The organism is Pradoshia sp. Z5_111 (assembly GCF_058267535.1).
In genome coordinates this window covers 331,333-353,471 of sequence record NZ_JBZCPQ010000003.1, presented here as the reverse complement: position 1 = coordinate 353,471, position 22,139 = coordinate 331,333, and the positions used below count along the sequence as shown (strand labels likewise).

General features: G+C 35.8%; 26 protein-coding genes. 22 read left to right on the top strand and 4 right to left on the bottom strand.

Annotation, left to right across the window (positions count from 1 at the left end):
• Positions 1 to 39: 39 nt before the first annotated feature.
• The 13 genes from AC4D4A_RS08670 to AC4D4A_RS08610 all read left to right on the top strand — a co-directional run bounded on the left by AC4D4A_RS08670 (position 40) and on the right by AC4D4A_RS08610 (position 10,431).
• A complete protein-coding gene (locus tag AC4D4A_RS08670; protein WP_490995682.1) occupies positions 40 to 1,092 on the top strand; it encodes an acyl-CoA dehydrogenase family protein in 1,053 nt (350 codons plus the stop codon).
• A gap of 318 nt (positions 1,093 to 1,410) precedes the next feature.
• Positions 1,411 to 1,866, top strand: a complete 456-nt coding sequence (locus AC4D4A_RS08665; RefSeq protein WP_490995525.1) for a GNAT family N-acetyltransferase — start codon at positions 1,411 to 1,413, stop codon at positions 1,864 to 1,866.
• Positions 1,867 to 1,966: 100 nt separating this feature from the next.
• A complete protein-coding gene (locus AC4D4A_RS08660) occupies positions 1,967 to 2,467 on the top strand; it encodes a GNAT family N-acetyltransferase (protein WP_490995524.1) in 501 nt (166 codons plus the stop codon).
• Between the two features lie 435 nt (positions 2,468 to 2,902).
• Positions 2,903 to 4,090 carry an MFS transporter gene (locus AC4D4A_RS08655; RefSeq protein WP_490995523.1) on the top strand — a complete coding sequence of 396 codons (1,188 nt, stop codon included), beginning with the start codon at positions 2,903 to 2,905 and terminating at the stop codon, positions 4,088 to 4,090.
• 19 nt (positions 4,091 to 4,109) lie between these two features.
• The gene (locus AC4D4A_RS08650; RefSeq protein ID WP_490995522.1) at positions 4,110 to 4,310 is read left to right on the top strand and encodes a hypothetical protein; all 201 of its coding nucleotides are present in this window, start codon (positions 4,110 to 4,112) and stop codon (positions 4,308 to 4,310) included.
• A 177-nt stretch (positions 4,311 to 4,487) separates the two neighbouring features.
• Positions 4,488 to 5,366 (top strand): SMP-30/gluconolactonase/LRE family protein, encoded by an 879-nt coding sequence (locus tag AC4D4A_RS08645; RefSeq protein ID WP_490995521.1) that lies wholly within the window; start codon positions 4,488 to 4,490, stop codon positions 5,364 to 5,366.
• A gap of 216 nt (positions 5,367 to 5,582) precedes the next feature.
• Positions 5,583 to 5,798, top strand: a complete 216-nt coding sequence (locus tag AC4D4A_RS08640) for a helix-turn-helix transcriptional regulator (protein ID WP_490995681.1) — start codon at positions 5,583 to 5,585, stop codon at positions 5,796 to 5,798.
• Position 5,799: 1 nt separating this feature from the next.
• Positions 5,800 to 6,144: a DUF2178 domain-containing protein gene (locus AC4D4A_RS08635; RefSeq protein ID WP_490995520.1), complete on the top strand. Its 345-nt coding sequence runs from the start codon at positions 5,800 to 5,802 to the stop codon at positions 6,142 to 6,144.
• A 194-nt stretch (positions 6,145 to 6,338) separates the two neighbouring features.
• Positions 6,339 to 6,698, top strand: coding sequence for an immunity protein CdiI family protein (locus AC4D4A_RS08630; protein ID WP_490995519.1), 360 nt, complete (start codon positions 6,339 to 6,341; stop codon positions 6,696 to 6,698).
• A gap of 659 nt (positions 6,699 to 7,357) precedes the next feature.
• On the top strand, positions 7,358 to 7,981 hold the full coding sequence (locus AC4D4A_RS08625; RefSeq protein WP_066101735.1) for a hypothetical protein: 624 nt from the start codon (positions 7,358 to 7,360) through the stop codon (positions 7,979 to 7,981).
• Positions 7,974 to 8,735, top strand: a complete 762-nt coding sequence (locus AC4D4A_RS08620) for an ABC transporter permease (RefSeq protein ID WP_066101732.1) — start codon at positions 7,974 to 7,976, stop codon at positions 8,733 to 8,735. The genes AC4D4A_RS08625 and AC4D4A_RS08620 overlap by 8 nt, the downstream gene beginning before the upstream one ends.
• A gap of 25 nt (positions 8,736 to 8,760) precedes the next feature.
• Positions 8,761 to 9,429 carry an ABC transporter ATP-binding protein gene (locus tag AC4D4A_RS08615; protein ID WP_490995518.1) on the top strand — a complete coding sequence of 223 codons (669 nt, stop codon included), beginning with the start codon at positions 8,761 to 8,763 and terminating at the stop codon, positions 9,427 to 9,429.
• A 15-nt stretch (positions 9,430 to 9,444) separates the two neighbouring features.
• On the top strand, positions 9,445 to 10,431 hold the full coding sequence (locus tag AC4D4A_RS08610) for an ABC transporter substrate-binding protein (RefSeq protein ID WP_490995517.1): 987 nt from the start codon (positions 9,445 to 9,447) through the stop codon (positions 10,429 to 10,431).
• A 98-nt stretch (positions 10,432 to 10,529) separates the two neighbouring features.
• On the opposite strand, the gene AC4D4A_RS08605 is transcribed toward AC4D4A_RS08610, so the two are convergent.
• Entirely contained in the window at positions 10,530 to 10,976 is a 447-nt protein-coding gene (locus AC4D4A_RS08605; protein WP_490995516.1) for an RrF2 family transcriptional regulator, read from the bottom strand.
• Positions 10,977 to 11,112: 136 nt separating this feature from the next.
• Here AC4D4A_RS08605 and AC4D4A_RS08600 point away from each other — a divergent pair, with 136 nt between their 5' ends.
• The 3 genes from AC4D4A_RS08600 to AC4D4A_RS08590 all read left to right on the top strand — a co-directional run bounded on the left by AC4D4A_RS08600 (position 11,113) and on the right by AC4D4A_RS08590 (position 13,485).
• Entirely contained in the window at positions 11,113 to 11,871 is a 759-nt protein-coding gene (locus tag AC4D4A_RS08600; protein WP_490995515.1) for an SDR family NAD(P)-dependent oxidoreductase, read from the top strand.
• A gap of 257 nt (positions 11,872 to 12,128) precedes the next feature.
• Positions 12,129 to 12,518, top strand: a complete 390-nt coding sequence (locus AC4D4A_RS08595) for a hypothetical protein (protein ID WP_490995514.1) — start codon at positions 12,129 to 12,131, stop codon at positions 12,516 to 12,518.
• Positions 12,519 to 12,672: 154 nt separating this feature from the next.
• Complete coding sequence (locus AC4D4A_RS08590) at positions 12,673 to 13,485, top strand: alpha/beta fold hydrolase (RefSeq protein WP_490995513.1); 813 nt, start codon at positions 12,673 to 12,675, stop codon at positions 13,483 to 13,485.
• A 694-nt stretch (positions 13,486 to 14,179) separates the two neighbouring features.
• Here AC4D4A_RS08590 and AC4D4A_RS08585 read toward each other — a convergent pair.
• Positions 14,180 to 15,091 (bottom strand): MFS transporter, encoded by a 912-nt coding sequence (locus AC4D4A_RS08585; protein ID WP_490995512.1) that lies wholly within the window; start codon positions 15,089 to 15,091, stop codon positions 14,180 to 14,182.
• 899 nt (positions 15,092 to 15,990) lie between these two features.
• Here AC4D4A_RS08585 and AC4D4A_RS08580 point away from each other — a divergent pair.
• Positions 15,991 to 16,893, top strand: coding sequence for a patatin-like phospholipase family protein (locus AC4D4A_RS08580; protein WP_490995511.1), 903 nt, complete (start codon positions 15,991 to 15,993; stop codon positions 16,891 to 16,893).
• A gap of 168 nt (positions 16,894 to 17,061) precedes the next feature.
• Here AC4D4A_RS08580 and AC4D4A_RS08575 read toward each other — a convergent pair whose 3' ends face one another.
• On the bottom strand, positions 17,062 to 17,655 hold the full coding sequence (locus AC4D4A_RS08575; protein ID WP_490995510.1) for an SCO family protein: 594 nt from the start codon (positions 17,653 to 17,655) through the stop codon (positions 17,062 to 17,064).
• Between the two features lie 197 nt (positions 17,656 to 17,852).
• Here AC4D4A_RS08575 and AC4D4A_RS08570 point away from each other — a divergent pair, with 197 nt between their 5' ends.
• The 5 genes from AC4D4A_RS08570 (at position 17,853) to AC4D4A_RS08550 (ending at position 21,634) form a co-directional block, all read left to right on the top strand.
• Entirely contained in the window at positions 17,853 to 19,109 is a 1,257-nt protein-coding gene (locus AC4D4A_RS08570; protein WP_490995509.1) for a M48 family metallopeptidase, read from the top strand.
• Positions 19,110 to 19,223: 114 nt separating this feature from the next.
• Positions 19,224 to 19,763 (top strand): DinB family protein, encoded by a 540-nt coding sequence (locus AC4D4A_RS08565; RefSeq protein WP_490995508.1) that lies wholly within the window; start codon positions 19,224 to 19,226, stop codon positions 19,761 to 19,763.
• 72 nt (positions 19,764 to 19,835) lie between these two features.
• Entirely contained in the window at positions 19,836 to 20,300 is a 465-nt protein-coding gene (locus tag AC4D4A_RS08560) for an NUDIX domain-containing protein (RefSeq protein WP_490995507.1), read from the top strand.
• Between the two features lie 57 nt (positions 20,301 to 20,357).
• Positions 20,358 to 20,813 carry a GNAT family N-acetyltransferase gene (locus tag AC4D4A_RS08555; RefSeq protein WP_490995506.1) on the top strand — a complete coding sequence of 152 codons (456 nt, stop codon included), beginning with the start codon at positions 20,358 to 20,360 and terminating at the stop codon, positions 20,811 to 20,813.
• 11 nt (positions 20,814 to 20,824) lie between these two features.
• The gene (locus AC4D4A_RS08550; RefSeq protein WP_490995505.1) at positions 20,825 to 21,634 is read left to right on the top strand and encodes an aminoglycoside adenylyltransferase domain-containing protein; all 810 of its coding nucleotides are present in this window, start codon (positions 20,825 to 20,827) and stop codon (positions 21,632 to 21,634) included.
• A gap of 116 nt (positions 21,635 to 21,750) precedes the next feature.
• On the opposite strand, the gene AC4D4A_RS08545 is transcribed toward AC4D4A_RS08550, so the two are convergent.
• Positions 21,751 to 21,981 (bottom strand): IDEAL domain-containing protein, encoded by a 231-nt coding sequence (locus AC4D4A_RS08545; protein WP_490995504.1) that lies wholly within the window; start codon positions 21,979 to 21,981, stop codon positions 21,751 to 21,753.
• Positions 21,982 to 22,139: the final 158 nt, after the last annotated feature.

Below are 22,139 nucleotides of genomic sequence, written 5' to 3'. Positions count from 1 at the left end.
CGCCGGAGGTTTTCTGTTTAAATGGAAGTTAAAAGGGGGATGTCGGGTTTGAACGATATGACTATTTTGAATGAATTAATCCATAAACAGCTCAAACCATTTGTACGAAAAATTGATTCAGATGCCTACTATGCTGAAGAGTATCTTAAAAGTATTGGTAAAGCTGGATACTTGGATTCCCGTAATGGGGTGGATTATTCAAAAGAGGTACGCATTGTTGAGGAAACAGCTAAGGTCTGCATGACGACAGCATTTAACTTATGGTGCCATCTTGCCTCTTTGACCTATATTCGATATAGCCATAATGCGTATTTGAAGGATGAGATTTTACCGGATTTAGAGAAGGGGATACTTCTTGGAGGAACGGGGCTGTCTAACCCAATGAAATACTATGCGGGTCTAGAAAGCTTGCATTTAAAAGCAGAGAAAAATAAAGGCGGATATATTGTTAATGGACAATTACCGTCTGTATCTAACTTAGGGCATAATCATTGGTTTGGTATTATAGCTGAGGTAAGCACAGCTCAGCGAATCATGGCAGTAGTCCCTTGCAGTGCGGAGGGTCTTGCTTTAAAAGCGAAGCTTGAGTATTTAGGAGTAAACGGAAGTGCTACTTACTCGTGTGCTTTCAACGAAGTGACAATTCCTCAAAAGTGGATCGTTTCTGATGATGCAGATGAATTCATTAAGAAGATAAGACCAGCTTTTGTACTTTATCAAATACCATTGGGACTTGGGGTTGCAGAGTCATCAATAGCCTCGATTCATCAGGTATGTAATAAACAGGGTGGTTGTAATCAATATCTTCCTATACAGCCGGAGGAATTGGCGGATGAATTGGAAGGTATCCGGACGAAAGTGTATAAGTTGACTAATTCTAAGAACTTATTAAATCATTGGCTTGACCTCCTTAATCTGCGCCTCCAAACGGTTTATCTTGCTTCAAAATCGGCACATGGCAGTATGCTTCACCAGGGAGGAGCAGGGTATCTTAAACATAGTGCTCCATCAAGGAGGCTAAGAGAATCTTATTTCTTAGTGAATTTAACACCTACTATAAAGCATTTGGAGAAAATGCTGCATCAACTATAATTTTTTGCAAGCGCAATCACCGTAAAGGTGCAATTAGTAATATGGAAGATTAGATGGTGGGTCAATATTTTTAATTTGAACAAAATAATAAATTGATTATAAGACTCAGTGAATTCAAGAATAATCATTTGCTTTAAGGCTGAGTAATTTAATGTTTGTTGTTTGAAACGAATATGGATTCGACTAGGTGGATAGAGACACTAATTCAACATTTAGGAGTGTGTTGAGTTAGAGTCTTTTTGTTTTTTGCAGGAAGGATTTTTATGTGATTTATATCTCTAATGGTCCAGGGGAATATAAGAAGGAGATTGCTTGTAATTGAAGAATTATTTAATCATTACACATTTGAAGGATGATGATATGAAAGAAATTAATACAGAAAAAATACATCCATTAATACGGAACCTTCTTTCCTATGCGACATCAGAATTTAGGGTTGACGAGGAATACAATAAATATTTAATATCTCAAAATCGAAAATTATTTGGTTTAGAATGCAATGGGAAATATGTCGGGTGCATAGGATTTGAAATGATTAGTCCAAAAGAATGTATCATTTCACATATTGCTGTATTTCCGGAACAAAGAGAAAAAGGGATTGGCAGCAAAATGATCAATTTCTTGTCCAATCAATTCTGTCTTATCTCTGCTGAAACGGATAAGGATGGGGTGGATTTTTATCGTAAATATGGCTTCATGATAAAAAGCTTAGGAGAAAAATATCCGGGTGTGGAACGATTTCAATGTGAATTTAGAAATGAAAGTATTTGTTAAACTTGCTTGGTATGAATCCAAGAGAGATTTATAAATTTTTTGATATGAACGAATAGAAACTGCAATGTTCCTATAATTTATGATTAAAGAGGAGTTTATGATGGAAACACTATCAGACCGTTTATTGCTGAGGCCATATAATAATCATGATTTAGATTTTCTTGAATCACTTTTAACGAATCCTAATATTGTGCGATATATAGGAAACGGCCAAACAAGAGATCAAGAAGGAATTCAAAAATTTTTGGATTGGATTATTGATACATATGCTCATAATCCTAATTATGGATTGAAGCTCATTTTAGAAAAAGAAAGCAACAAAAGAATAGGTCATGCAGGATTGGTACCCCAATTGATAGATGGAAAAAAAGAGATTGAAATTGGTTACTGGATTTCACAGGAATATTGGGGTAGGGGATTTGCAACTGAAGCAGCCAGAGGGGTAATGGAATATGGGAAGAATAAGCTGAAGCTTGAAAAAATGATTGCCCTTATTCAAAAAGACAACACTGCCTCTCAAAAAGTTGCTCAAAAGATTGGTATGCGAATAGAAAAAGAACTACCATTAAATGGAAAAGGTGTTTTTGTGTACTATTGCTAATTTCCTTTTTGGTTGAAGAAGATGCAGATTTTATTGTGGATGATTTATCTGAAATTCCTGTGATTATTAAAAAGATGAATAACGCAAATAGTTGTTTCAACAGAATTTAGTACGATATTAACGATATGGAATTAAAGCAGTATTTGCGTTAATGTATGTATAAAAATACAGAAAATTTTAACTAAAATAATTACACATGCTTTATGGACATCAGCGGAATACATGACTCATCCAGGGAATAAACTGGATATATTTGATTACTTATTAAGGATAGGAGGCTATCGTTAATATATGAAAGTAATCCGTTCTATAGATGTGCGACCATAGGACAAGGATAGAGAAATAACGGAGAGACGCGCTATATTGATACCAGACTAAATCAGGCGCTCACTGTGCCAAAACTTTATACATAAGCGAATAATGGAGGACTGCTTTTTGCGGAAGATAATTTTTATATTTATCATCTATGCCACTTATATTAGTTTAGGGTTACCCGATCCCCTTTTAGGGATAGCTTGGCCTGAGATGGTGGGAGAATTTAATGTGGCACATAGTGCGGCAGGCTTAATCTCAATGACTATTGCAATTTGTACGGTTATTTCTAGCTTGTCGACTATGCGAATCAACAATAAAATTGGAACGGGAAAGCTAGTTGTAGGTAGTGTGTTGCTTACTGTGATTGGATTGATAGGGTTTGCGTTTACACAAAATTTCTTATTATTAATTGTTTGTGCATTACCTTTGGGTTTTGGAGCTGGTGCTATTGACACCTCTGTAAATGACTACGTGGCTGCTAACTTCAAGGCACATCATATGAATTGGTTACATGCTTTTTGGGGAGTGGGAGCAACTCTCGGCCCAGTTATTATGGGTGTCGTTTTAAATAATCAATTTTCCTGGAGAAACGGCTATTTTATTATTGGCGGTATTCAAATTGTATTTGCTATTATTCTCTTCCTATCTCTTCCTCTTTGGAAGAAAAACCAACAAAAGGGATCCGAAAAGTCTGAAGAGAGTCCCGTGTCCAATGGCTCGGTTTTGAAAGAAAAGGGAGTTGTTTTTGCACTATTATCCTTTGTATTTTATGTTGGTTTAGAAGGTACAATATTTTTGTGGGGAAGTAGTTATTTAATAGAAATGAAGTCATTATCAGTAGCTACTGCTAGTTTCATAATATCAGTATTCTTTGCAAGTTTAACCATGGGAAGGTTTATTTCTGGTTTTATTACGTTTTGGCTATCTAATCAGAAATTGTTATTGTTTAGCGAAATTGCGCTACTCATAGGAATTATTACGGTTGCTTTTGGAACAGGCAGCGTTTTGTACGGTGGATTCATATTAATTGGTCTTGGATGTGCGGCAATTTTTCCAACCATGATACATGAAACTCCAAGAAGATTTGGGAAAAGGAATTCAAGTGCAATTATTGGGTTTCAAGTAGCTTTTGGCTCTGTTGGGGTAACCATTTTACCTCCGTTAGTAGGAATCCTGTTTCAGAATTATACAATGAATCTATTTCCAATCGTTTTAATGGTTTTTGCTCTTACGTTACTTGGGGCAACTATTATTATTGAAAAGAGGAGAAGAACAACTGAGTTTGATACTTTATATAAACAGTTGTAATAAAACTGGGGGTGTATGAGTGCTTACTGATCTGAACATTAAGGAGCGTATGCAGCACTATAATGTAACCGGCTTAAGTCTCACAGCAATTATGAATGCTGAGATTAGTGTGGCAGAACAATATGGTTTATCTGAAGCAGGAACGACCAGAGATATAGGTGTCCACCAGCTGAAAGGAATTATTGGAGAAGTATTTCATTCATTCAATTTCAGGCTCTGAAGAAGATAAACAAAATAGGCACAGATTTCATCTTTAAATGAATGAAATCCGTGTCTATTTTTATTGCCGGACCATTTTCTAGTTAGTAAAATGAGCCAGTTTAGCGAAAGAAGGATTACTTCTTATAGTTATAGAATAAAGGACATAGAGAAAATAATACTAAACGAGGTGTTTGGCTTGGTAGGAGTTTTAGAATTGGTTCTAGATGTAAAAGCGACACTGGGAGAAGGTCCATGCTGGGATAGGCAAAGACAATTGTTGTATTGGATTGATATTTTAGAAAAAAAGATATACATTTTTAATCCAGATACAAATGAAAACCACGGAATTCAGTTAGAACAATATATTGGAGCAATAGCTCCTCGAAATATAGACGAAGCAATAGTGGCATTGGAAAATGGTTTCTATTTTTTGAATTACTCCACGGAAAAAGTAACCCTGATAAATGAACCAGAGAGTCACTTGATTAATAATCGGTTTAATGATGGAAAATGTGATGCTTATGGACGTTTTTGGGCAGGTACAATGGACAAATCTTATATTAAAGAACAAGGTTCCCTTTATTGCTTAGATACAAATAGAAAAGTAGAGAAGAAATTAAGTAAGATTGGCTTATCAAATGGCATGGCCTGGTCGCCTGATGATAAATTTATGTATCACATAGATACTCTATCTAAAAAGGTTAGTTGTTTTAATTTTAATCTTGTTACGGGTGATATTGAAAATCCCGTAGATATTATCCGTTTCCCAGATGAAGAAGGAATGCCTGATGGTATGACTATAGATGAAGAAGGAATGTTGTGGATTGCTCATTGGGGTGGTTCAAAAGTATCTAGATGGAATCCTAAAACAGGTGAACAGATAGGCTCCATAGAGGTCCCAGCACTAAATGTTACATCTTGTACTTTCGGAGGGAAAGATTTAAATGAATTATATATAACTACTGCAAAAACGGGACTTAGTGAAGAACAACTGATGAACTACCCATTATCAGGAGGACTTTTCAGGATCAAAATGGATGTAAAGGGAAGTCCATCTTATTCGTTTAAAGGTTAATAAACCTGATTGTTGAATAGAACATAAATTGAATGAACATCTCTAGGCTGTTTTTTTATAAATGTAAAAAGGGTGAGAATCCATGGTAGGATTCTCACCCTTTTTAATTTGCATAATAATATTTATCCTTTGTATAAGTTTACTTTACTTTTATAAAAGTATAGTTTATTATATATTTATGGTAAAAAAAGGAAGGTGTTGACCTTGAAAGAAAAAATGGAGGATTACGTTGAAAATAAAGTATATGAGCATCGAGTTTTAAAAAGATTGTCCCAAAAAGAGCTGGCTGACGCTGTGGGAGTATCCAAACAAACCATATATGTGATGGAGAAGAATAATTACTCTCCTTCCCTTGTTTTAGCTTTTCGAATTGCTGAGTTCTTTAACGTAGATGTTAACGATATTTTTACTTATGTGAAAGGGAGCGATTAAAATGAAAAGTGAGGAAATATCAAATACAACTTTTTATCCATTAAAAACTTGGGCGGAAGCATCAACTGGTAATTGGAATATGCTTATTGGCATCGGTATTTTATTGCTTATAGTCGGAGTAATTCTGTTGTACGTATTTTATAGAAAAATAGGTAAGGCTGACGAAAGAACAAATCAAATACACTTAAAAAGTACCTTCATTATGTTAAGCGTAGTAATTTTATGTGACGTAATTTTCCCGAAAGAATATATGTGGCAAATTTTCTTCTTATTTAAATATTCTCTTGCATTCATTGCTTCAGGAATATTTCTAGCTGTTCAATATAAAAAGGATTTTTTTTACTAAGTAGGAAACAGAAGATCATTTAATTCATACAAATTTAAAAAACGGGACATTACAATACTATCCAGAGCTGTGAACAGCTCTATTTTTTATGCAGCACAAAGGGGATGTTTTGTAATAATATGTATATAACAGATATAATCATAGTATTGTATATTTGCAAGCTTCATTTATAAAGTTGAAATGGGGATTAACTAATGATTTGGAAACAAAATAGAAATTGCAACCATACTTCATATAAATTTGAAGCTGACTTTATGACTGACCCAATTTGGTGTAATGATTGTGGAGAAAATTTGGAGATAGATGATTTCCCTATATCAGATAAATTGCAGGTAAAACTATTGGAATGGGTATCGGAATATGGCAATTGGATTGAGTTAGAAACCGACCTATTAAAGGAAAATGGAGTAAAGCTAGAGGAATGGCACAATGAAAAAGGATTGCGGCTATTCCAAGAAGTGAAGAAACAATTAGGCGGAAAATATCCGATCGTATTTGTCCCATCTAAATCAGCACAATTATATAACGAGTTAGTAAATGGTTTAAGCAGTTAAAAATTGAAGACCAAGACTGCTACTGAGTAGTTATTTATGGAGGCTAATGGGTATTGAAATTATACTTAGCGAAATAATTAATCTTGTGAATAAATAAATGAAGGCTTTAGAGAAATAACATGGAGACTGGGGCATAAGTATTTCAGTCAATGATAAATCCGATCTATTAGGTGATTTTTTAATAAATATTTCACCTAATAGGTCGGATTCTTATTTGTTTTCAATAGATTGGTTACTTCTTGTATACCATTATTAAACTTAGTGGAATGGAGCGGAAGCCACCGACTCCTGCGGGAAGTAACGTAGGCTCAGCTTCCTCCCCGCGGAAAGCGAGTGGCTGTAGCGCAATGGAACGAACTTTTCTTCCAACTTAACTCTTTAATAAGTAACAAAGTCGAAAATTAGATATCGTTCGCTTTTTTAGGATCGTTTATAATTTGTGTCCGAGCCTTTTAATTTATATCTATTTTAGATTTAGTCTTGATAAATAAACGCTAACTGTAAGGATAGTAGATGTTTTAAGGTTTAACAGATTTTACTTTCTTTGGCAATGATATAAATGAATATGAACTTCATTGATAACCATTATCATTTATGATAATATTATTCAGAAATAATTTTGTTAATCTTTATCACTTCTAATTAGAAAGGAGAAGGAAGTGAAAAAATATATTTGGCTAAATCCTGTTGTTTTAAAAATGTATGAACAGGAAGAATTATATTCTACCTTAGAATGCTTAGATTTTCAGGTTGTTACTTGTGAGGAAAATCACTTGATGACTGTGAAAAATAAATACAAAGAGCGATACGAAGGATGTAATCAGCTCCTTTGTGATAATAGATGTCCTAAAGCAATTTCCTATGTAAAAACTCATTATGATCAAATTGGCCAGGAGTACGCTACTATCCAACCAATCTTAATTCATTGTGCTGAAGAACTGGCTAATAGATATAAAGATGATGATGCAGAACTATATATCATCACTCCTTGTACAGATTTAAAAGACCTAGGAACTAGCTTGGCATTGAAAAATACGATATTTCAAACATGGACTGAATTTTGCAGAGATCACCAAATCAAGCTTAATAGTAAACCAACTGAAAACAGTCCGATTCCACCAGGCTTTTTTGATAATATCCCTAATGTAGTCAGCCTTGCATCGAAGGATGATATTGATTGCTTTTTCCAGAGTACTCCTAAGCAAGAAAAACAATTAATAGAAATGTTATATTGCCAAGGTGGCTGCCATAATGGAGATGGAGTTAGGATAACAAATGAATAATCTTATAAAAAGATTGATACCGATTGCTTGTATTTTAATCGCATGGTATTTATGCAGCTATTTCGAAGTTTGGAGTGCCTATATTCTGCCTAGTCCAATGCAAGTATGGAATACCTTTGTATCAATGGTACAAAACGGAGAATTATTTATTCATATCTTTGCAAGTTTATATAGAGTACTAGTCGGCTTTTCGATTGCCTTTGTATTCGCCTTTTTTCTAGGCATCATTGCTGGTTTAAAGCCTGCCCTTTCTCCTTATTACAATCATATTGTGGAGTTCTTCAGAAATGTACCTCCACTTAGCCTGATTCCCTTGCTAATTTTATGGGTTGGTATCGGAGAAGAATCCAAAACAATCATAATCATTTTAGCTTCCTTTTTTCCAATGTTTTTAAATATAAAAAAGGGCTTTGGTTCTTGTGATTATAAGCTTTTGGAGGTCGGAAAAGTTTTAGGATTAAATCCAAGGCAACGTTTTCTGAAAATAATTCTTCCGTCTGCTGTCCCAGATATTCTTTTAGGAATGAAGGTTGGCCTGGGATATAGCTGGAGAGCTATTATTGGTGCTGAAATGATTGCCGCTGCAAGCGGTTTAGGGTACTTCATATTGGATGCGCAGACGATGTCTCGCTCTGATAAAGTGATTGTGGGAATTCTGGTGATCGGCCTCCTGGGAGTCATCTGCGATAAAATTTTCTCGTTCTTTAGCAAGAAATTCACTCGTATTGGAGGTATAGACAATAGCTGGGATTAAAATAAATCAACTTTATAAAAGTTTTATGGTAGATGGAAAAAAGCATGATGTTTTAAAAAATGTTAATGTCGAATTCCCTCAGAATAGCATCAGTGTCATTCTCGGAAAAAGCGGATGTGGGAAGACGACACTCCTGCGCATATTAGCCAATCTGGAGCAATGCGATGCAGGAGAAGTGTCCATTAATAGCAATGAAAAAATTAGCTTTGTATTTCAAGAACCCCGTTTGATGCCATGGTTACCCGTATCTAAGAACATTACATTCGGTTTAGAAAAACAAAAGATTAATGATGTGGAAATAGAAGAGTTAATGAATTTGATAGGATTAAAAAAGTTTGAAAAAGCCTATCCACACCAATTATCCGGAGGCATGCAACAAAGAGTCGCATTAGCAAGAGCATTAGCCTATGACCCATCCATTATCTTAATGGATGAACCATTTGCTGCACTCGATTATTTCACACGTGAAGCAATGCAGAAAGAATTAATAAGAATTTACCAACTAAAAAAGAAAAGTATCATCTTTGTTACGCATAGTATCGAAGAAGCTATAGCAATAGGACAAAATATCTTTGTAGTTAATGAAGGAAGGATTCATGCTCAATTTAACTTAGAGCAATATGAATACCCAAGAGATGTATTATCGCCTTCTCTAATAGAAATAAAGAAAGACATCATAGAAAAACTAGCGTGAGGGCGGGGACATAAAATGAAAAAATGGTTATTATCTTTACTTGCTTTATTGAGTATTTCAGTTATCGTTGCATGTGGAAAAGATAGCGATTCTGAGAAGAAAAGCACAAAAAATAATGAGGAGAACGCGTACACAGTTGATAAAGTGCAGACAACTTATGTACAATCTCCTTTAAATATTCCTTCCATTGTAGAAAAGGAAAAAGGATTGTTGGCTGATTCTTTTGCGGAAGAAGGGATCGAATTCGGCTATTCCAATTTAACCACTGGCCCTGAACAAACTCAGGCCTTAGCTTCGGGAGATATCCAATTCCTTAATGCAGTCGGTGCCACATCTGTCATTTTATCTGCATCGAATGGAGCAGATATCAAAATTATGAGCATGTATAGCCGTTCTCCTGAGGCTTTCATGTTATTTACAAACCTGAAAGATATTAAATCACCTGAAGATCTAGCAGGGAAAAAAGTTGCTGGTCCAAAGGGAACAATTTTACATGAACTGCTTATCAATTATTTAGCAACTGAAGGCTTAACAGAAAAGGATATTGAATTTGTTCAAATGGATATACCTTCTGCACAAGCAGCGTTAGTAGCAGAGGAAGTCGACTTTGCGTTACTAGCTGGTCCTACCGCATATAATATGATTCAAGATGGGTACCAGGTGGTTACAAATGGTGAAGGGCTGGTCGATGGAACAATTGTAGTTGCAACTAGTGAAGATTTCTACTCGAAGAATCCTGGCTTAGTAAAGAAATTTTTACAAGTACAAGAAGAGACACTGCAATATATCGATGAAAATTATGAGGAAGTCATGGAAATTACAGCAAAGGAAACCGATCTACCTCTAGATGGCGTAAAAGAAATGTATGAAATGTATGACTTCAATATGGAAATCAAACCATCTGATATCGAGAGTATGGAAAAAACAGTGAAATTCATGAAAGAGAATAATATGATCGAAAATGATGTAGATATTGAGTCCGTGATTTTAGATATAAAATAATAGTAAAAAGCATGTTTCTAAGAAGCATGCTTTTTTGATTAAAAAAGATGTGGCAATACTAAACAGCCTCACTTTGATAGTACAGAGGCTGGTTTATTCTAAAATATAAAGGTGGAATCAAAAAGATTCCCTTTTATAGAACCTTTTGCAAGATCATTAATCGAATATTGGCTCAAGACATCTTTTATTTTATGTTGTGCTTCTAGTAGAATATCTAAAATAATTTGGTCCATTTCATCGATTTCTTTATCCATTTTAGTCGGATGTGCGTCTTTTACAATGGCAATATACACATCATAAAGAGTTGTCTTTTCGGGATTAATAACCAGCTTATAACCACCGTAGCGTCCTTCGACACCTTCGACCATTTTTTCCCGTATTAATTTAGCTAATACCTTCCTAATAAAGCTCGATTCAACATGTAATTTTTCAGTTAAAGTGCTGCTAGTTACAAGCTTTTTTTCGTTTGCAAGTATAGCTAAAGACTTAATGGCAACGATGAAGTTCGTTTTACCTAAGTAGCTTAATTGTAAGAGGTCTGCCATACATTCACGTCCAATCTGTTATTATTTTAGCAATGAATAGTTTGAAATTAAAGATAAAATGGTTGACCTTAAATGGATGGGTTGTTAAGTTTTAAGTGTGATAAAAAATCACATTTAATCGGATGGAGGGATTTTGATGGGACGTTTAGATAATAAAGTAGCAATTATCACGGGTGCTGCGTCAGGTATGGGGTTAGCTGCAGTTCAATTATTCATAAGTGAAGGCGCAAAGGTTGTTGCAACAGATATCGCGTTTGATCAGTTAGAAGAAGTAACTGCTGTGATAGAAGGCGATATACTATGTGCCCGTTTAGATGTAACTTCTGATGTAGATTGGAAAACTGTAATGGAACAAACAAAAGAGGCATTTGGTAAAATTGATATTTTAATTAATAATGCCGGTGTATCGTTCCATAAAACACTTTTAGAAGAAACATTAGATGGGTGGAATCGTACTATTAACTTAAATTTAACCTCCGTATTCCTAGGAATGCAATCCGTTATTCCTTATATGCAGGAAAATAGCGGTGGATCAATCGTCAATTGTGTATCCTTAGCAGCCATTATTGGAAGCGCTGACAATGGTGCAGCTGCGTATGCTGCAGCAAAAGGTGGTGTCCGTGCTTTATCAAAACATGCGGCTATCAACTTTGCTAAAGAAAATATCCGTGTAAATTCTATTTATCCAGGAGCCATTTTAACAGGTGCTGCCGAGCGTCATGGTGTGACATCTCGAGAAGTATTGGGGAAAGCATTTGAAGGCACAATTCCATTACCACCATTCGCAGGCGAAGCCATTGATATTGCTAACGGTTACTTATATTTAGCTTCTGATGAATCCAAATTTGTTACTGGTGAAGAATTAATCATTGATGGAGGATGGAGTTCTAAATAGTTTAAGGACTTTTACTGATATACGGAGTAAAAATGGTAATGGAAAAGAGATATTTTACAATACGGAGGCTTGGACTCTGAATATATAAAGAACCAGATGTTGCGTTGATTCAAAAGGATTAACGCTTTTTTTCTATTGAACCTCTTATGTGGTGGAGAAACAGTTAGCTGAAGAAGGATTTCTTAAACCTAATAGAGAATTTACTTGTTTAGAGTGACTTCTTGGAAGAGTATGCTCGGGATAAAGGGGGAAATATGATGCGTTTTACTGTTACTGGTCATGAGTTAAATACGGTACATGATATGAAAAAAGTAACTTTACTATTAACTCAAGCAACCTTAGATGAGCTACATAAAGAAGAAAATAAAAAAATCCAAATAACGACGTCTCATTGTTTAATCATTGCCGACAAAATCAATACAAACGAACCTATTATGGGTGAGATGTCTTTATTGGAACAATCAATCCTTGAAGCAGAAGATGATATACACAGCATTATTAATGAAGGCAATACTACCAATTTATCTGGAATGATATTGCTTAGAAATGTAAAAATAATTCCATTTTCAGCACCTGATAATATCATTGAATTAGAATCCTATGCACTTTATACGGATCATATCATGGGCTTTAGTCTCACTGATTGAAATGAATAGGTGAGAGTGATACTCCGAGCAATTCACTTCATATGATGTGATCAGCTCTTTTTTTCTAATTCTATAAACTGGGCAAGAAGGCCATAGAAAGAATTATAGAGAATATTGGATATATGATTTACTGTTTAGAAACGAGGTTGATAGGATGCCATATTGCAAAGTCCGCCAGGCAGAAATTTATTATGAAGACATAGGTGAAGGTAAACCCATTTTAATGTTACACGGTTATTCCCCCGATCATCGATTAATGAAAGGGTGTATGGAACCCCTATTTGCTGATAGAAAGGGGTATCGTCGTATTTATTTTGACCTTCCTGGCATGGGTTTGACGAGAAACTATAATGACATTAAAAGTGCTGACGAAATGCTGAATGCTGTCCAGGATTTTATTCAAGCCATCCTGCCTGACCAAAAATTTATCATTGCTGGTGAGTCCTATGGGGGATATATAGCAAGAGGAGTTATTCAAAACCAATATGATAGATTATCAGGTGCAGCTTTTATCTGTCCGGTTATCTTCCCCTATTTAGAAAACAGAAGAGTGGAGAAACATCAAATATTTAAGACAGATGACGAATTTTTGGCCACATTAACAAGGGAAGAGGTAGAGAATTTCAGCAAAAATAATGTCATACTTGATGAATACACGTGGTTGAGGTATAACCGAGAGATTTTAAGCGGCAGTAAACTAGGCGATGAAAAATTTTTGATGGCGTACATAGACCAATATGGATTCTCCTTCGAGATTGACCAAACAAATTTTATTAAGCCAAGCGTTTTCCTGCTAGGCAGACAAGATTCGTCTGTTGGCTATCAGGACGCACTCGAATTGATCAAAAAGTATCCGAGAGCAACGTTCGCTATTTTGGATAAAGCAGGCCATAATTTACAAATTGAACAGCCCGAAATTTTTAACGTTCTAATGAATGAATGGTTGGATCGAATTGAAGGATTATGATACATTGTTAAATAAAACAAAAAAGAGGCTGGGACATAAGTATTTCAGTCAATGATAAATTCGAACTATTAGGTGATATTTTAATAAATATTTCACCTAATAGTTCGGATTTTTATTTGTTTTCAATAGATTGGGTACTTCTGTATACCATTATTAAACTTAGTGGAATGGAGCGGAAGCCACCGACTCCTGCGGGAAGTAGAGGAAAGGCTGAGACCCCGCAGGCGTAGCCGAGGAGGCTCAGCTTCCTCCCCGCGGAAAGCGAGTGGCTGCAGCGCAATGAAACGTACTTTTCTTCCAACTTACCTCTTTAATAAGTAACAAAGTCGATAAATTAGATATCGTTCGTCTTTTCAGGATCGTTTATAAGTTATGTCCCAACCTCTTTTATTATTGTTTTTTATACTTGAACATAATAACTTCTTTTCGAATGATCAGATATAACAAAATTAATGAGCAGCCCCAATAGGAAAAAAATAAAGGAACCCATGATATAAACAGGGCGAATATCAAACAGTTCGGCAGATAAACCAATTAAGGCTGTGCATATGATGATTAAACCTGCCTCTAGCATTTCTAAGACACTGGAGAATCTGCCCATAATATCTACAGGCACATTGTTTTGGTAGAAGGTTAAAAAGCCTGTATTTGCAAATGATAAAGAAAATGTTAGAACGAAAAATCCTATCGAAGCTCATATAAAATCGTTTGAAAAGGCAAAGATTAGATAACCAATCGGAGTGAAGAACGCTCCAAGTCCCATTAGTATATTTATTTTCAATTGATTCGCAAAGATTGTATTTACTAGTGAACCTCCAATGATACCTGCACCGGCAATACTAACAAGAAATCCATAGGTACTTTCGGATAAAAAGAGAACTTCGGTTGCAAATGCAGCTTCTAATGAATCTAAGGCAGACATACATACAGACATTCCGCTAAATAGAATATAAACTATCGTTATATGTTTATTTGTTTTATTGAATTTAAGGATGATTCTCCAATCATTCAGGATTAATGAAGGGTTGATTTTTTCATATATACGATCTTCACTCCCAAATTCCACATTCGGTAGGAATAGAATAATGATTACTGAAAATAACAAAGCGAAAGCATTTATTTGGATTGCTAAATTAGGAGAACCAATAATAAAAAGGAAACCCGCAATGGAAGGCCCTAGTATAAACCCACAGGAATTAATAAAATTTCGCATGGCATTAAATCGTTGTCGATTTGTTTTTGGAATTAATTTTGTCATATAGACCATTGAGGTTGGTTCGAAAATAGACCTTGCAATATTGATGATAAATACAATGAAGTAAATAAATAAAAGTGAATTCAAAAACGGCAAGATAAAAATAAATATGGCTCTTATAATATCCAGATAAATCATGAGCCTTCTTTTATTGAACCGATCAATTAAAGTCCCAGACCAGAAATTTGTACATAAGGATGCAATAGGCAATAGGATATATAGGATGGAAACGGCTAATGGTGATCCTGTCTTATCCAAAATAATTAAATTTAATGCAATCAAATAAATCCATGCACCAACATTCGATACACCAATTCCAAGTAAAAGTAAAAGGGGGTATTTCCACTTCATTTAATCCACTCCCAAACATTGATTTTTAGGACAATAAAAAAGTCTCACCTCCAAGGTTAATAACCTTGGGGACGAGACTTGTCGAATTTAGAAGTTCGCGGTGCCACCCCAGTTTATTTCTATGTTGCCACAGAAATCTTTTCGAGTACGGCAGGACAAGGCCTGGTTATACTCTATCTCTTTAACGGGAGACACCGATGCATAATCAATCTCAGAAGAAATATCCTATACGAAGCTCCGAGACTTGGTTCGGCGGGCTATTACATCCTCCATTCTCAGCTACTGGAGTTCTCTGTTATGCTTAAGCACACTTACTCTTCTCTTCATTGCTTTTTCCTTATTATGGATTTATAACATTATATATTGTTTCGGATAAATTGGAAATACTAAATTAAAAATAAAAATGGGGATGTACTACCTGATTAATAATTTTATATTTACTAAGATTAAAATAGTATGTTTTTTTCAGTAACCACTTTGGCAGTCATTATAGTTAGAAAAATATATATTATTTGCCTTATTATAAAATGTAAAGGATCGTAGCAGAAGTTCCTCTTGTTGATGCTTAGTTGTTCAACTTGTTCAATAGTATAAATAGTTACATCAACAACGTACTTATGATAGGGTGTTATGTGGCCAAATTGTTTGGAAAGATAAGTTTTTTCTATCATCCGATTTAAATAGGAAGAAAGAGCTGCCTCTTATTAGCCATACTTCACTGGCTTTCGGGACAGCTCCTTTTTACGAGAAAAAATAGTAAAGATTAACCAGCGCTGTAGAACTTTTAATACGTTACAATTGATTATGTATGAAGAATTATAAAGAGAGCATAGAGTGCCTTATGGCTTAAACGACACCTATAAACATCTATAGTGAGCAAGAATAAAGGAGACTTTTTGATGATTCCTATCAATATAAAAAATACGAGCTTGATCTTAGAGGGCGGAACATTCCGCATGGTATATACAGCAGGTGTCTTAGACGGTTTTTTAGAGAAAGAGATGATGTTTCCTTACATATTGGGTATCTCTGCGGGGGCTATTAGTGCCTGTTCCTATATTTCTGAGCAAAAAAACAGGACGATTCGCTTCATATCTACTTACCGGAATGATAAGCGCTATGTCGGAGTGCGCAATTTTCTAACGGAGCGAAGTCTGTTTGGGCTGACGTTTGCCTATGATACGGTTCCTAATCAGTTGGATTTCTTTGATTGGGAGACATATCAAAACTATCAAGGTCAAGTTTTATTTGGTGTGACAAATGCCTATACCGGACAGGTAGAATACATGGACGGCAAAACAATGGACAAAGGGGCTACTATTTTACGGGCCTCATGTGCTATTCCATTGCTGTTTCCTGAAATCAAAATAAATAATGTTCCTTACTATGATGGAGGGTTAGCTGATTCAGTACCAATCCAAAAGGCGATAGCAGATGGCTATGAAAAGCATGTCATTATTTTAACAAGACCGCCGGGCTACAGGAAGAAGCTCGACAGTCAGACAAAATGGGCAGTTAAGCTATTGCGTAAGAAATATCCACGACTGGTTCAAGCCATGGTGAAACGTGCACAACATTATAATCAAACAATGGATTTGATAGAAAAGCTGGAGCAAGAAGGGAAAGCATTCGTTTATCGACCACCGTTTGAACTTAAGAGTTTTGAAAAAAACACAGAGATTATGTGGAAATCACATAAAAAAGGGTTAGAACAATTTCATGACCGAAATCAAGAATTACTAGACTTTCTTGGAGCTGATTATGAGGGATGCCAAGCTGAAGCTTCTCTCTTGGAAATATAGGTTTCTTTAATTGTGCGAAGGATAGTATTTCCGCATAAGAACAAGACTGTCAATGGACAGTCTTTTCTTATACTCTTAGAGTGGGATGGAGAAGGTTGATTGGTTTTATAATTGAAAGAGCCGTCTTTTATTTGTCTACACTTTTATGTACAAGTTATCTGGAATTAGCTACATCTTTTCAGCATTCTTGACGATTTTCTTGTAAACTTCTTCTCGGTCAAAATCCTTTTCTCCCATTCCAAATACTTCAATGACACGGTTTTTTTCATTAATAAGATAAGTGGCATTTGTGTGGATTAGGAAGCCTGAACCTGGGTCTTTATACTGGAAACGGAAAGCATCTGCCAGCTTTCTTGTATCCTGAGCATCTCCACGCAATACATACCATCCGTCTGCGGCAGTAGTTTTAAAGGTCTCACCATACTCTTTCATAATCGGGAGTGTATCTCGAGCTGGATCAATTGTGACTGTCAGGAATTCGACTTTATCGCCAAACAGACCGTCTTTCACAAGTTGATCACGTATATCGACCATTTGATAGGTTGTATTTGGACAGACATCAGGACAGTTCGTATACATAAATTCCAATAGGCGTATTTTTTGTGGCATTTCCTTGAATGAATAATCCGTACTGGTAGTGGATTCCATTGTAACTTCCTTAGGAAACTCCATTTGTGACTGCCTATAACCAGTGAAGTAGTAAATACCAGCACCGATACTTAAAATTAATAAGATAGTAAATCCTATATATAACTTTTTCATATCGTTTAACAGTTCCCCTCTGTTTGTTATTCCTCCCCTATTTTACCATTATATAGATAGTGGTTATGGTAAAGTTGTTGGAAACTTGTGAGAAATGAGTGTCTATTTTGTGTCGTATGGAGAAAGAATGAATTAAGGTTCTAACTTGTACAAATACCGGTAAACTATATAGATGGAATGTTTGAGGAGGGGTATATTTGCGAAAAAAATGGATTCTAATCATATTAAGCCTATTTCTGATTTATGCGTTGGCGATATATGTTTATCTTTTTCATGGTGCCAATACAGCTATTCCTGAATCGATGAGGGGAACCAATGCAGATCCCTCTACGTTTATGAATAAGGAATTATTAGAAAAGAGTGAAACGTATTCTAACATACGGAACTTTTTCTTTTTTATCAGTACACCGCTTGAGTGGCTATTTTACGCGATTGTTCTTGTATCTGGATTGTCCAAAGGGCTAGAGAAATGGGGGAAGCAAACCTGGAAAAGGCGTTCCGTTCAAATTAGCGCCTATGTCTTTTGGCTTTCACTCCTGTTATTCATTGTCTTCCTGCCGCTCTCATACATTCGATATAAAATATCGCTTGCCTACGGCATATCCTCACAGGTTTTCTCCTCCTGGATGAAGGATAATTTTATTGAGTTTTGGGTGGACTTAGGGATGACCTTAATAGTCGTTCTTGTCTTGTACTGGCTCATTAAGAAAAGTCCTGCTCGCTGGTGGCTGTATAGCTGGCTGTTATGTATTCCATTCACGATATTCGTCATGTTTATTCAGCCGGTTGTCATCGATCCGCTATACAATGATTTTTATCCGCTTAAAGATAAAGCGCTGGAAGAACAAATCCTTGATTTGGCGGCGAAAGCCCATATTCCGGCTGAGCATGTATATGAAGTAAATATGTCGGAGAAAACCAATTCTTTAAATGCTTATGTAACAGGGGTTGGCTCAAATTCCAGAATTGTACTCTGGGACACCACATTGAATAGCCTGGAGGATGATGAGATTTTATTTATCATGGCTCATGAAATGGCTCATTATGTGGAAAAGCATATATACCTCGGTATTGCTGGATATTTGGTTCTCATGTTGGTTGGTTTATGGCTGACAGATAAATGGATGAAAAGAGCTATACGGAAAAGAGGGGAATTGTACCATTTAGAATCCATGAGTGATATTCGCTCATTGCCGCTCTTTTTACTGATCACGTCCATTCTGTTGTTTGCATCAAATCCCGTTACAAATTATGTATCCCGGGTGCAGGAAACAAGAGCAGACACCTATGCTTTAAACATGACCGAAAATCCTGAAGCAGCTATTTCCTCCTTTCAGAAGCTTTCAGAAAAGGGACTAAGCCAAATGAATCCACCTTTACTGATTAAAATATTCCGGAACAGTCATCCAACCATGCTTGAACGGATTGAAATGGCAGAGAAGTATAAAAAGTAAAAAGTGAAGAGCCCTTCGTTATACGGAGTGGCTCTATTTTTGCTTTCGTGCAATAAAGGAATTTAGGCAATGAAGGTGGAATAAATAGTGGAAGTACATAAAAGGAGAGGGAATATGCGAAAACAATTAGAACAAAATGAATATGCCCCTTATTATCAACCGTATGTGGATTTGGTTCCGGAAGGTGATTTGATTCAACTTTTATCCGAACAAATAAAACAGACGATTGCTGCTTTGGAAAAAATAACTGATACTCAGGCGGAATTCCGTTATGCAGAAGGGAAATGGAGTATCAAGGAAGTTATCGGACATATGATTGATACAGAGAGAATCATGGCATACAGGCTTCTTGCAATTGCGCGAGGAGACCGCAGAAACTTGCCCGGCTTTAATGAAGAAAAATATGTTCAGCAAGCATCCTTTACAAAACAAACAGTGGAAGAGCTTCTACAAAACTTTTCTATCGTCCGTCAGTCAACGATTGTATTATTGAAAAGTCTTTGCAGTGAAGAGTGGCTGCGCCGTGGCACAGCTAATGATTGCGATATTACGGTTCGTGCTCTTGCTGTTATCATTGCCGGGCATGAAGTGCACCATCGTAATATCATCATTGAACGTTATATGAACGCTGACTCAATTCTAAATCAATCATAACCATATGAGCTGAATTTTCAGCTCTTTTTGTCTTTAAAAATATATAAATAAAAGGATAAAGGATGAACGATAATGCCAATTCGAAATTCTGCTAAAGCCATTATTATTCAGGATGATCAATTACTCGCGATAGAAAAGGAAGATCGTGAAGGTATCTATTATATATTGCCTGGTGGCGGGCAGGAGCAGGGAGAAACCTTTCATCAAACATTAAAAAGAGAATGTATAGAAGAAATAGGACAGGAGGTTGAAATTGGTAATTTGATCCTGATTCGTGAATATATCGGACAAAATCATGAGCATGCTGCTTTTGATAAGGATACCCATCAAATTGAATATATGTTTTTATGTACGATTAAAGGCAGGAATACAGTGATTCAAAATGGAATAAATCCTGATGAAGGACAAATTGGGGTGGAATGGCTGCCGTTAAGTGATTTATTAGCATACAGACTCTATCCTCAAGCCATGAGAAAACACGTAATCAATTATCACAAAGGTGATACGGTTCCCGTCTATTTAGGAGACATAAATTAAAGATTAATATTTTGTATATTCTTTTTTGGGGTGTCTTTAAAGGTGAGGGGTGATTGGTTGAAGATTAAAGTGGATGATTTAACAGGAACTGAAGTGGCTGCTTTAATTAATAGCCATATTTACAGTATGGCCGAGCATTCGCCGCCTGAGAGTATACATGCTTTAAATCTGGAAGAGTTGAAGAAAACAAATATCACAGTTTGGAGCGTTTGGGAGAATGAGGAGTTAGTTGGCTGTGGGGCCCTGAAAGAACTTGATATGACTCATGGAGAGATTAAATCAATGAAAACGTCGCTGGATCATTTAAGAAAAGGGGTAGCTAGAAAGCTGCTAGAGCACATTATCAAGATAGCGAAGGAACGGAACTATAAGAAACTAAGTCTGGAAACCGGGTCAATGACTGCATTTAAACCAGCCCAAAGGCTTTATGAGAGTGTTGGATTTCAATATTGTAAGCCGTTTGCAGATTATAAAGAGGACCCGAACAGTGTGTTTATGACAAAAGAATTTTAAGAGGGATAGGTATGTTGAAAATACCAAAAATCGCAGAAACTATTTTGAATGAATACAAAGGATTATTTAATGAATATCTGCCAAATGCGTTGGAGGGTTTGTATTTACATGGCTCCATTGCATTGGATGCCTTTGAAAAAGGTAGAAGTGATATCGATTTTATTGCTGTTACAAGTCGGCATTTAACAGATGATGAAGCTGGTATTCTCTCAAAGATTCATAGAATGATCGCTCAAAAATATAAGTCTCCAGAGATGGACGGTGTCTATATTACTTGGGGAGAATTAGGAAAAGTGAAAAATGATCATCAAAATCATTTTTATTATAATAGCGGCAATTTAAGCTTTGGTCCCTATTTTAATTTCAATCCTGTGACATGGACCCTTTTTGCTGAAAAAGGAATCACTGTTCTGGGACCTGCATCCTCTGATTTTAAACTGGAATTCCCCTCAAAGCAATTAAAATCCTATGTATTTGCGAATATGAATACTTACTGGGCCAATCGAATTCAGTGGATGGAATCCTCAGTCGATGAATTGGTGGGTAGGTCTGCTCGTGATTTACGGGAGGAAATAGAATGGACAGTTCTTGGGCTGCTTCGTCAATACTATACGTTAGCGGAGGACGATGTTATTTCCAAAACAGGGGCAGGGGGATATGGATTAAGCCATATGCCAAAAGAGTATCATCAGGTTATTAATGAAGCTATCCGTGCTCGCACAGGTGATAAGGGGACTTTATATAATTCAAACAAGGAACTTTTGGATTCGACTATATCATTTTCGAGGTATTTGATTGATTGCAGTCAACGTTTCATTTAATTTAGAGAAATAATTGATTAAAGAGTGAAAACAAGAAAATCACAGGGCGGGATTAAATAATCCTCGCTCTGTGATTTTGTTTATACACCGTATTTACTCGTTACAAGTTGTTTGATTTAATTCCCAAAGTTTTTCTCCAATTCAATTAGCTCGGCGGAAAGTTTCATAAATGCTTCTTTGTCCTTATTGTCCAAGGCATGATCGATTTCTTCTTTCAGTTTCCTTTGTGCATGGGTTAGTTGAGCTTCGTAAATCATCATATCCATCAGTAGATCTTCCATGGTCCCCTGGTCAACAGTCACATCAACAGCTTTTACGATATCTGTATTTGCTTTTTCGTGATTCATGGATATCCCCCCGTTGCTTTTTTTTATTATAAGTCAGATGAAAAGAAAAATCAACTAAATATTTAAATTATTCAGAAAATTTATTTTAGTAGTTTGAAATAGTTAATATATAAGATACCCAAAATATAAAACAAAATAACTTTAACAATCATGGGGAT